The sequence below is a fragment of the Enteractinococcus helveticum genome (genome assembly GCF_020742345.1).
Taxonomy (GTDB): domain Bacteria; phylum Actinomycetota; class Actinomycetes; order Actinomycetales; family Micrococcaceae; genus Yaniella; species Yaniella helvetica_A.
Window position 1 is genome coordinate 1 of record NZ_DYXC01000085.1, and the last position, 10,498, is coordinate 10,498.

Below are 10,498 nucleotides of genomic sequence, written 5' to 3' on the forward strand. Positions count from 1 at the left end.
GAACCCGGGCACGGAATGGGGGTGAGTTTTCGCCGATCCCTGCGGTGAAACTAATGGACTGCGCGCCCTCGACAGCAACATGGTAGCTACCGATATATTTGGCCAAGCGATAGGTGACCACATCGAGTGCCACTTGGGCGTCGCGGTGTCCAGCATCGGCGGCCTCTAAAACCTGGCGCATATCGGAGTGCCCGGTCAAGCCCAACAGCCCGGATTCGTAGTTCAGCACGCGGTCAACATCCTTGGCGGTAAAACCATGTGAGGCCGCCAGGTGCGAGATGATCGAGGGGTCAATATCGCCCGAGCGGGTGCCCATGACCAGCCCGGCCAGGGGAGTATAGCCCATGGAAGTGTCCACGGATTGACCGTTTTTGATTGCCGTGGCCGAAGCACCATTGCCCAGGTGCAGGACGATGCCGCTAAAATCCTTGCGGTCGACACCTAGCAGTGCAGCCGTTTTGCCGGTGACCAGGTCGTGGCTGGTGCCGTGGAAACCGTAACGGCGGATGCCATAGTCGGTATACCAGGAGTTTGGGATGGCATAAAGCCAGGCCTGAGGTGGCATGGTCTGATGGAATGAGGTATCAAAGATCACGACCTGGGGCATATCGGGCCATTTGTCGCTCAGCGCGCGCAACCCTTCAGCAGCCGGCGGGTTGTGCAGCGGGGCCAGTGGGGCCAGTCGGTCGATAGCGCGAATGACTTCAGCATCCACCAGCGCCGGTGCTTTGAAACGTTCCCCACCGTGGACCACGCGGTGTCCGGTGGCATCAATGGTGCGGCCGTTGAGCACCTCATCGAGTTTCTTGGCGACGACGTCTAACGCCTGGGTGTGGTTGGCGATTTCTGCGCCGGGTACGCCGATGCGTTCAATCAGGCCGGAAGCCTGAATGGGATTATCAGCGTCGGTGCCGTCGTCATTGAGTTCCCGCAGCTGATATTTCAGTGAGGAAGAACCCGAATTGATCACCAGAATGAGCATGATGATGTCCTTTGTGTGTGGGTTAGTTTGCTTGAGCCTGGATGGCGGTGATGGCTACGGTGTTGACGATGTCATCGACCGTGGTGCCACGGGAAAGATCGTTGACGGGCTTATTCAGACCCTGCAAAACCGGGCCCACGGCGACCGCGCCGGCTGATTGTTGCACGGCCTTATACGTGTTGTTGCCGGTGTTGAGGTCCGGAAAGATGAACACGCTGGCGTTACCGGCGACTTCTGAGTCGGGCATTTTGGAGGCCGCCACCGAGGCTGAAACCGCGGCGTCATACTGCAGCGGCCCGTCGACTTTGAGCTGCGGGTTGGCTGTTTTGACCAGTTGGGTGGCTTGGCGGACTTTGTCCACGGCTTCGCCCGAGCCGGAGTCGCCGGTGGAGTATGACAGCATGGCCACGCGCGGTTCGACGCCGAATTGGGTTGCGGTGGCGGCAGAGGCGGCGGCGATATCGGCCAGTTGTTCGGCGTCCGGGTCGGTATTGACCGCACAGTCACCGTAGACCAGGGCGCGGTCAGGTAGCAGCATGAAAAACACCGAGGAGACGATCTTGGTGCCGGGCTTGGTTTTGACAAACTCCAGGGCTGGGCGGATGGTGTGTGCAGTGGTGTTGACCGCACCGGAGACCATGCCGTCCACGTCGCCCTGTTGGACCATCATGGTGCCGAAGTAGGCGGCGTCCAGCATCATTTCACGCGCAAAATCGATTTTGACGCCGCGGTGTGCCCGCGCCTGCGCATAGGCCTGCGCGTAGGGCTCACGATTCGGGGATTCGGTCGGGTTGATCAGCTCAATGCCGGTCAGATCCACCCCGAGTTTGGCTGCAGTTTGCTGGATCGCATCAACATCGCCCAGAATCGTCAGGTCACACACCCCGCGACGGCGCAAAATTTCTGCGGCACGTAGGATTCGCGGGTCCTGGCCTTCGGGCAGCACAATGCGTTTGCGATCCGCCGAGGCCCGAGCGGTCAGTTGGTGTAAGAAGCGCACCGGGGTCATGGCGGTGGGGCGTGCCAGCTCGATGCGGGACAGCAGTTCGTCTTCATCAACGTGATTATTCCAGGCACCCAGGACCGCGGCGGTCTTGCGGGGCTGGGCGGCCGAAAGGCTGGCTGGTACTGCGGCCACGGTGCGGGCCATGGTGAAGGTATCAGAAAATGATACGAACACCGGGAATGGCGCATCGGAGTAAAGCCGCTGGATCATCGGGTTGGGTTCGATCCCGTTGGTTAGGATCATGCCCGCGGGTACCGGGAAGTCGGCGGTCCGGGCGGCGGCCAGGGTTGCCAGAATCGCATCGGAACGATCCCCGGAAACGATCACCAGTGCGCCGTCGTTGAGGACCTGCAGGAAGTTACCGCCCTCCATCGAGACCGCTTTGACCTCGGACACGTCACGGTCAAGCTGCTCAGATCCGGCCACCCAGTCCAGGCTCAGGGCTGAGGCGACTTCGCCAACGGTTGGGTAGCGCAGTTCTGCTAGCTCCGGGATAATGTAGACCTTGCGCTGATTGGTCCCCGGTTTGATGGTCTTAGCCATGTCCTCGAGCAGTGCTGGTTCAGCACGGTTGACCACAATGGATAGCAGTTCCGAGCCCGCATCGCGCAGATTCGAGCGGGTCAGTTCGACTGCCTCGGATGCTTCCTGGGCGGTTAGTCCTTGAGCGGAGACGACGGCGAGGACCGGCGCGTTGAAGTGTAGGGCAAGATCGGTGTCGATTTCGCGTTCGAATCCGGTGTCCCCGTTGACCAGGTCGGTGCCTTCAATCACCACCGCGTTGACGTTGGCTGCCATAGCCTCATAGGCGACTACAAGTTCGGCATAGAGTTCGTCTTGTTTACCCGAGGTGATCATGGCACGGGCGTAAGCATCGGTGACCCCACCGGTGGCAGAGTGCTCATCCAGCTCAAAGGTTTCGCGCATCAGTTGTACCATCGGATCGGTATCTACGTCGTGACCGGGAACGATCGGACGGAAATACCCCACCCGGCCGGTGTGCCGGTTGAGTGCGTCGGCCAGTCCCATAGAGACCAGGGTTTTGCCGGCGCGCATCGTCGTCGTAGTGATATAAATACCTTGAGCCATGCTCACGTCCTTTTTGAGATCAACGGATGGATGCACCCTCACCAACTATAGTCATGAGGCGTGGGTCATGTTGGCGATGGGAAGTTATGGTCTGCGCTTGGCAACATGGCGCAGCTATTTCCACTTCTGTGGGGCCCTACCATCGGCTTTACCTGTCGGCCGGAGGCTTCACAGCTGCCGGTGCAGCTACGATGGAACTATGATTCTTGCATTTTCTATTTCTGTATCAGGTGTCGGTGAACTTGGCGAAAACGCGGCCGCTAACAGCCCCGAAGACGCCGCAACCGGCTCGGTTGCCCGCGCGGTGGCAGCGGCCTATGACGTCGTACGCAACTCGGGTTTGGCCCACCGGTTGTCGTCAATGTTTACCGAAATTGAAGGTGACTGGGACGAAGTTATGGGCGTACTGAAGCAATGTGTGGAAGCCGTGGAACCTTTTGGTGCGCGGATTTCGATCACGATGAAGGCTGATATTCGCCCCGCGAAATCCGACGGACAGCTAGACGCCAAAATTGATCGAGTCAATTCGCTGCTGGACGGCGAAGCCCAGTGATCTGGCCATTCAACCGCAAAACCACCACCGAAACCGGTGCCGAGTTTTATATTCGTGACGCCGCGGTAGCCGACGCCCGAGCGCTGGTGGATTTCAAACACCGCGCCTGGCGCGCCATCTACGGTCAGCTCAAAGACGAGGCGTTCTTTACCCAGGCGGAAGCCACAACCGATGAGCAGGTGAAGTTCTGGCAATCTCGCATTACCAAGGGAGATACGGTCTGGATTGCTGAGGACTTACGCGACCGGATGATCGGGACCATTCACGCCACAACCAAACATAGTGAGCACACCGCCGAATTCGTTGAGCTTTACAGCCTTGGTGAGGTCCAGGAAATCCGGTACTTGTACTTGGCAGACAACGCCAACGCCACCATTGGTCAAGCGCTGATTCATCAAGCGGTGGGGGAGAAACCAGCCATCGCCTGGGTGTCAGGGAATGCACCGGTGGTGGTGCACAGCCTGCACGAAGCCGGATTTGAGGAACTTGGCCAACCGGTGGACCCGGCGGCAGAACCGTGGCGCGGCGTGGTGCGACAGGCTATGGTTCGACCATGAGCAAGCAGCGGCGCAACCAGAAACACTCGGCGGTCAATATTGAACCCGGCATCTATGAAATTGACTCGGGCACCGCAGAGATTAAACCCGACCCATTCACCCCGGGTGCCTGGCTGCTGCTGCTCAACGGGGTGCAATCCTCCCAGATCATCCCGGATGAACCGCAGCGCCTGGGCTTTGAATACATGCGCTGGATCGCCATTGCGCTGGGCTTCCGCTACCCACAAGACGCCAACCTGCGGTTCTTACACCTGGGTGGTGCCGCAGCGACCCTGGCCCGCTGGGGCGCCGACCGCTACCCACACTCGCGCCACACCACCGTGGAACTGGACGCCAAACTCACCGAACTGGCCCGTAATAACTTCGGGCTGCCGCGCGCCCCAATTATCAAAATGCGGGTGGCCGAAGCGGGCCAAGTCTTAGCCGAGACCCGTCCGGACAGTTGGGATGTCATCATCCGGGATGTTTTTATCGGCACCACCCGCGGCGACCACATCACGCCCGGGCACCTGACCGGACTGGAGGCCGCCGAACAAGCCGCCAGCGCCGTCGGGCCTAAAGGCGCCTACCTCTTGAATTACGGCGGGTCACCCAATCTGCAGCCGGCCCGACAGGAGGCCGCCGCCCTGGCACAGGCCTTCAAATACGTCACACTGATTTCAGACGCCACAATGTTTAAAGGACGACGCCGCGGCAATATCGTCATGGTCGGCACGCAAACCCCACTGGCCAATCCGGATCTTGGCGGCATGGACGCTTTTAGCGCGGCACTGCGCGCCGAACCGCTCCCGGCCCAAGCAAAATGTGGGGTCGCAACCACAAACTTTATCGCCGGCACCCCGCCGTCGCTTACCCCGCTGCTGTTACGACAGGAATACCCGTAGAACGGCTTATCAGCCTGGACTTCGGCGCTAGAATGGAAATAGGAACTTCGCATCCGCTCCTCGGACGCGAAATGACCGTACGGAGGGAAACTGCCATGACCGAACAATTCCATGACCCAGCCAAAAAAGTGAACCCAGATAACGGTTTACCTGCAAACCCAACCAAGAAAAAACACGGCGTCGTCGTCGGTGTAGATGGTTCCAAGCGGTCACTGGCAGCAGCCATCTGGGCGCTGCGCGAAGCCAAACGCACCGGTGCCCCGCTCACCATGGTCTCGGCCTACACCCTGCCAATCTTCCCATCGGTTGCCGTAGATGCTGCAACCGGTGGCCATGAAGACTCCGCCCTGGCCCAGTCGTGCCGCCAGATTCTGGAAGCCACGAAAGCCGAACTCGGTGACACCGAAGGCGTCGAGGTGCGCAGCAATGTGGAACTCGGCGATCCGGCCACGGTGCTGGTCGATTATTCTCACGACGCCGACATGCTCGTCGCCGGTCCGCGAGGTCGCGGCGGCTTCCTGGGCTTGCTGGTCGGCTCGGTGTCTCGTGGCCTGCCAGCACAGGCCAAGTGCCCTGTTGTGCTGGTGCCCCGCGGTGCAGAAGCATCTCGTGCCGAAACCGATGCCCCGGTCGTCGTCGCCTCGGACGGTTCCGAACAGGGTCGGGTAGCCATGCTGCGCGCCGCAGAAGAAGCCATCCGGCGCAGCCCAACCTGCCGACTGCGCGTCATCACCGCGATGGCACCGGTCTCCTCAGCCGTTGAATGGCTACCGTCCACCGTGGACGAACGCGCAATGTTCGATGAACTGCGCGAAAAGCTTGAGGCCGGTGTCGCCTGGCTGCAATCCCACTTCCCAGATCTCAACGTCGACTCCGAAGTCATTGACGGTGTCCCCGTAGATGCGGTGGTAGCTGAATCCGAATCCGCCCGCCTGACCGTGGTTGGCACCCGCGGCCTGGGTGGATTCACCGGCGCACTGCTTGGTTCGACCTCCCAAGGTATTGCCGCTCACGCACGCGGCCCGGTCATGATCGTCCCGTACCACGACGATCCACGCCTGTCCGACCGCCCAGAATACGGTCCGATGATCAACCAGGACCCACAAGACTAACAACCACGACTAAAGCCTGAGGGCCTGCATACCACACGGTGTGCAGGCCCTCAGGCGTTGTGCTATTGAATTATTACCTCCAAGAGTTCGGAGAACTTCCCCGGACTCCGAACCCTTCGAGGATCCTAGAAGTTAGTATCGACCACCAACGGACATCATATTCCACGGCGAGTAGTGCAACCCGGTGATCGTGATACCGGTCGATGGATTGCGAGCGTGAGCAATCTGGCCGTTGCCAATGTAAATCGCAACGTGGTAAACACCGGACTGTTGCCCGTTATTTGACCAGTAAACCAGGTCGCCAGGCTGCAGGTTATCCAGTGACACGTACTGTTTGGCGGCACCGTATTGAGCGCTGGAAGTACGTGGCAGAGACTTCCCAGCCTGCGCAAATGCTGCAACCGTGAAGCCCGAGCAGTCATAGCCCTTCGGACCATTGCCACCCCACGAGTAGTAAGTCCCAGCTTCATTGACCTTATTGACCGCCCAATTGACCGCAGCAGACATATTCGAACCAGTCGAGGCCGGTGCCACCGTCTTCGACGGGGTGGGCTTCGGTTTTGGTGCCTGAGTCTTCGTCGGAGTCGATGTTGGCGTCGACGTGCGAGTCTGAGTCGGGGTCGGCGTAGGAGTTGGTGTAGCCGTGGGAGTCGCCGATGGAGTCGGTGTCGCAGCCGGGGTTGATGAGGCACTGTTCGTCGGTGACGACGACGGCGTTTGTGTTGCCGTAGGTGATGGTTCCTCTGTTGGAGTTACTGGTGCCTGCGCTGCGGATTTAGTACTCGTGGCGGAGGCCTCAGGTGAGGTGGTATCTCCACCAGTATTTCGGTCTGCAGCCTCGTTGCGTACCTCTTCTACCAGTGCATCCGGATCGAATCCGGCATCTTGGGCGGCAGCGGCCGCAGCAGCAGCGGCTTGCTCAGCAGCTTCAGCTTCTTCACGGCGCTGTTGTTCGAGTCGCTCGAGACGCTCTTGTTCTTCGCGTTTCTTGCGTTCTTCCTCGGCGGCTTTTTCTTCAGCTTCTTTGGCTGCTTCAGCTAGTGCCTCGGACCGGTTGGCCTGCTCACCTTCAAAGTGCTCAGCTGCGTTGTGTTTGGCCTGAGCTGTATCGACATCTGCGGCCAATGAGTTAGCCAGGTGTTGTTCGGTGGCATCCTGTGCCAACGCATCTTCGTCGCCAAGCAAGAACTCTTCAGTAGTCAAGCCTCCGTTGCGATACATGTCCGCAACGGCTTCCCCAGCTTCCTCCTGAACGAGTTCATGTTCGTCGGCTGCAAGTTGCGCCTGTTGAGCAGCAGTCTCAGCTTCACGACGAGCTTCTGCTGCGGCTTCGCCAAGTTCACGAGCCTTTTCATTTGCAGAAAGCGTCTCACCTTCGGCATCGGCCAAACGCTGGTTGCTCTTGTCGAGGATCTCTTTCAGATCTTCACGTAGTTTCGCTTGGGCGGAAGGATTATCCTTGGCTTCGGCGATCGTCGCTTCGTCTGGGAGAGCAGGTACCTCGGTAAGTGGAGCTTCTGGTTCGTTCGTTGATTTGGCGAAAACACCGTCGGATTCTGAGAAGATCTGTGGCATTGCGGTGGCAGACATTGCTGCGACCGTAATAAGGGCGACGCCGGCGGCGGCCCCTTTCACACTTCGTGATTTCACGATTCTTCCTCATTCTGTGGCGAGTCCAGTTTTATGGTTTTGTTATAACCATCTTGACCACAAGCAATGACTTTATCTGTATGGTTGTCACATCTGCAACACCTGGCACTTAGGTGAACATAAACCACAATGGTGTAACTCTGGCGACACGCCTGTAATCATCGGGATCCTTGCAGCGTTGCCGTTGTATAAATTTGTTTTACAGAACCGGGTTTGGTACTTGACTTAATAAAAGTGGCGTCTGAAACGAGATCGTTTCAGACGCCATGTGATGTAGCTGTGACGGTACGAGTTCTTTAGTTCTGGTGGATCTCTCGGCCATCGTTGAGGGGGTCGACGGGTTGTTTTCTGTCAGTTGCTGGTTGTCCTGCACCGGTGACGTGCTGCATGATCATGTTTTCGGCCAGGCCGAGGTATCGGTGGAGGCCTCGTGAAGCTTCGATGCGTTCACCGCCCAGGATGCGGGTGATGATCGCCAGGTTTTGCTGTGCGAATGTGCCGTGAATGGGGGTGCTGATTCGAAGCCCGGTGAACGCTAGGCGTAGGCGAGTCAACAGCCGTTCAAGAGCTTGAGACATGGTCTCCGAGCCGGCTAATGCGACCACCGCCACGTGGAAGCTCCGATCGGCTTCGACAATGGCTGAGAAATCTTCTTGTGCAACACCGCGACGGGTGCGGTCGGCAATATGATGAAATGTCTCGGTCAGTTCTGGCGTGAGTTTGCCCCATAGGATGGCTGATGGTTCGATAAACCTTCGCGTTTGATAGATCTCGCGAATGTCATGCGGCCCAGGGTCAATGACAAAGACACCACGGTTGGGAACTTTATATACAAGATCTTCACCTGCCAGTACGGTGAATGCTTCTCGCAGCGTATTGCGAGAAACCTCAAATTCTGCTGCAATCATCTCTTCCGATAATTTCGTGCCCGGACTCAGTGCTCCCTTGCAAATGTGATCACGTAGTGCAGCGGCGATCCGTGTCGGCGTATGGGCGTGAAGCGGATCGTCTTCACTCTCGCTGCTAAGCAATGAAAGGTCTGGCATTACAGGCTTCTCCATCAGATCTCCTACAAGCTAAGAGTGCTGAATCTCACAATATCACTGGAAAATGGGATTTGTCTGTACACGGTTTATGGGAAGCTATTTCAGTTTACTACATGGTTATATTGGGTTTTGACCAGCTGATTTGTCGATTGGCGGGGTGTAGGGTTCACCAATGCACAGGGATTTCTGTGCTGCTGTGCCGGATTCTCTCAGCCTCGGATTACTGGCACCAGGACGCTAGATTTGCTTTTGAAAAACGTTTGGGTCTATGATGATCTAGGTCGATCGCACAAGCGAGTGCAAACACGCTGCGAACGTCAGGCCCCCATCGTCTAGTGGCCTAGGACACCGCCCTTTCACGGCGGCGGCACGGGTTCGAATCCCGTTGGGGGTACAAGTCAGTAAACTGGCTTTGAGAAATCTTGAAGGTTTTTCATGGCCCTGTAGCGCAGTTGGTTAGCGCGCCGCCCTGTCACGGCGGAGGTCGCGGGTTCAAGTCCCGTCAGGGTCGCGGATCAAGGAGCCTATCCAGAAGGATGGGCTCTTTTTCCCAGACAAACTGAAAATAGTTTTGGTCCTGTAGCTCAGTTGGTAGAGCGTTCGACTGAAAATCGAAAGGTCACCGGATCGACGCCGGTCGGGACCACTGAACCCTCGCGTAGCTTCTACATCGCGGGGGTTCTTTATTCTTTCCAATCCTCCGTTCTCACTGCCTGTGCCCTGAACTCGCAACCAGCTTTTTAGGTTCCTGACTCCTGCGGATCAACCTGCATCGCATCACGAGGGGCAACACCGGACGCCGTTGGTGCGATTCTTTGACGTTGAGGATGTCCAGAGGAACCTCCGATAATCATCCAGCGTCGGGCCGCCTCAGCATTTGAGTGTTCATCTGCGGGGTAAGGCCCAAAATGTGTGTATAGATTCCTGATTTTGGGTGTTGAGGGGTAAGGCCCAAAATGTGTGTATAGATTCCTGATTTTGGGTGTTGAAACAACCCGGAAACCAGTCTTGTGATCGTGGTTTCCGGGCTGGTGTGGTTGGTGGGGTTAGTGGCTTCTGCCGGCCCAGCCGTGTTGGATGCCGTTGCCGTCTTCCCAGCTGAAGTGGGTATCGAATAGTGCTGGGGTGACGGTATTGTTGGTGGTGGAGACGATCCGGGGTTTCTGGGTGGTTGCCCAGTGGTCTGGTGTGACAAGTTTCCATGGCTGCTGGGCGTTTTCTGTGCGCATGTACAGCAGCCAGCTGATGGCCACCGTGGCATGTGATTCAGACATGCCACGGTGGTGTCGAAACAGGTCTTTGATCGGCTGATTGTGGCCGCCTTCTAACCGGCTGGTGGCCCGCGGTAAGGGCTCGTCAGGGGTGTGGCGTTCGGTGAGCCAGATGAACAGCTGATCCTGAGTGACTAAGCGTTTTAGGGCGAAGTACGCGGATCGGGTGCGTTGATGAGTGAACCAGGATTTCTGCCCGGCCTGCAGGCGTTTGGGACGCTGCTCTGGCCGAGTAGTGGCCACATAGCTGCGGTGCTTCAGAAAGTCCTGGTGCTGCTGATACCAGGCGTGGAATTCGGTCAACCAGCCGGTCGCCTCGTCCAGGCTGTCCACGTCGGTCAACGAGGT

At 58.0% G+C, this 10,498-nt stretch carries 9 protein-coding genes and 3 tRNA genes; 7 read left to right on the forward strand and 5 right to left on the reverse strand.

Translation table 11 applies throughout. The features are described from left to right. On the reverse strand, window positions 1-982 hold a 982-nt coding region (locus K8V32_RS08170), incomplete at its 3' end, for an acetate/propionate family kinase (protein ID WP_303905649.1). A gap of 22 nt (window positions 983-1,004) precedes the next feature. Then, window positions 1,005-3,077 carry a phosphate acetyltransferase gene (gene pta / locus K8V32_RS08175; RefSeq protein ID WP_303905652.1) on the reverse strand — a complete coding sequence of 691 codons (2,073 nt, stop codon included), beginning with the start codon at window positions 3,075-3,077 and terminating at the stop codon, window positions 1,005-1,007. Window positions 3,078-3,276: 199 nt separating this feature from the next. Between pta and K8V32_RS08180 the strand changes: the two genes are divergently transcribed. The 4 genes from K8V32_RS08180 (at window position 3,277) to K8V32_RS08195 (ending at window position 6,183) form a co-directional block, all read left to right on the forward strand. Next, window positions 3,277-3,630: a thiamine-binding protein gene (locus K8V32_RS08180; protein WP_303905655.1), complete on the forward strand. Its 354-nt coding sequence runs from the start codon at window positions 3,277-3,279 to the stop codon at window positions 3,628-3,630. Next, window positions 3,627-4,187 (forward strand): hypothetical protein, encoded by a 561-nt coding sequence (locus K8V32_RS08185; RefSeq protein ID WP_303905658.1) that lies wholly within the window; start codon window positions 3,627-3,629, stop codon window positions 4,185-4,187. Before K8V32_RS08180 ends, K8V32_RS08185 begins: the two co-directional genes overlap by 4 nt. Further along, window positions 4,184-5,071: a spermidine synthase gene (locus K8V32_RS08190; protein WP_303905661.1), complete on the forward strand. Its 888-nt coding sequence runs from the start codon at window positions 4,184-4,186 to the stop codon at window positions 5,069-5,071. The genes K8V32_RS08185 and K8V32_RS08190 overlap by 4 nt, the downstream gene beginning before the upstream one ends. Before the next feature lie 95 nt (window positions 5,072-5,166). Next, window positions 5,167-6,183, forward strand: a complete 1,017-nt coding sequence (locus K8V32_RS08195; RefSeq protein ID WP_303905664.1) for a universal stress protein — start codon at window positions 5,167-5,169, stop codon at window positions 6,181-6,183. Window positions 6,184-6,315: 132 nt separating this feature from the next. Here the strand turns inward: K8V32_RS08195 and K8V32_RS08200 are convergent, their stop codons facing one another. Then, window positions 6,316-7,833 (reverse strand): C40 family peptidase, encoded by a 1,518-nt coding sequence (locus tag K8V32_RS08200; protein WP_303905667.1) that lies wholly within the window; start codon window positions 7,831-7,833, stop codon window positions 6,316-6,318. A gap of 296 nt (window positions 7,834-8,129) precedes the next feature. After that, window positions 8,130-8,894, reverse strand: coding sequence for a GntR family transcriptional regulator (locus K8V32_RS08205; RefSeq protein WP_303905670.1), 765 nt, complete (start codon window positions 8,892-8,894; stop codon window positions 8,130-8,132). Window positions 8,895-9,200: 306 nt separating this feature from the next. On the opposite strand from K8V32_RS08205, the gene K8V32_RS08210 reads away from it, so the two are divergent. The 3 genes from K8V32_RS08210 (at window position 9,201) to K8V32_RS08220 (ending at window position 9,525) form a co-directional block, all read left to right on the forward strand. Beyond that, window positions 9,201-9,273 (forward strand) — tRNA-Glu (locus K8V32_RS08210). Window positions 9,274-9,316: 43 nt separating this feature from the next. After that, window positions 9,317-9,390, forward strand: a tRNA-Asp gene (locus K8V32_RS08215). 62 nt (window positions 9,391-9,452) lie between these two features. Further along, a tRNA-Phe gene (locus K8V32_RS08220) sits at window positions 9,453-9,525 on the forward strand. 400 nt (window positions 9,526-9,925) lie between these two features. Here the strand turns inward: K8V32_RS08220 and K8V32_RS08225 are convergent. Beyond that, the coding region (locus tag K8V32_RS08225) for a transposase family protein (protein WP_524536715.1) at window positions 9,926-10,498 on the reverse strand (573 nt) is incomplete at its 5' end.

Bases quoted from the DNA above. Each gene is read 5' to 3' on its own strand.
- pta (WP_303905652.1), bottom strand. From the start codon at position 3,077: ATGGCTCAAGGTATTTATATCACTACGACGACGATGCGCGCCGGCAAA.
- K8V32_RS08180 (WP_303905655.1), top strand. From the start codon at position 3,277: ATGATTCTTGCATTTTCTATTTCTGTATCAGGTGTCGGTGAACTTGGC.
- K8V32_RS08190 (WP_303905661.1), top strand. From the start codon at position 4,184: ATGAGCAAGCAGCGGCGCAACCAGAAACACTCGGCGGTCAATATTGAA.
- K8V32_RS08195 (WP_303905664.1), top strand. From the start codon at position 5,167: ATGACCGAACAATTCCATGACCCAGCCAAAAAAGTGAACCCAGATAAC.
- K8V32_RS08205 (WP_303905670.1), bottom strand. From the start codon at position 8,894: ATGGAGAAGCCTGTAATGCCAGACCTTTCATTGCTTAGCAGCGAGAGT.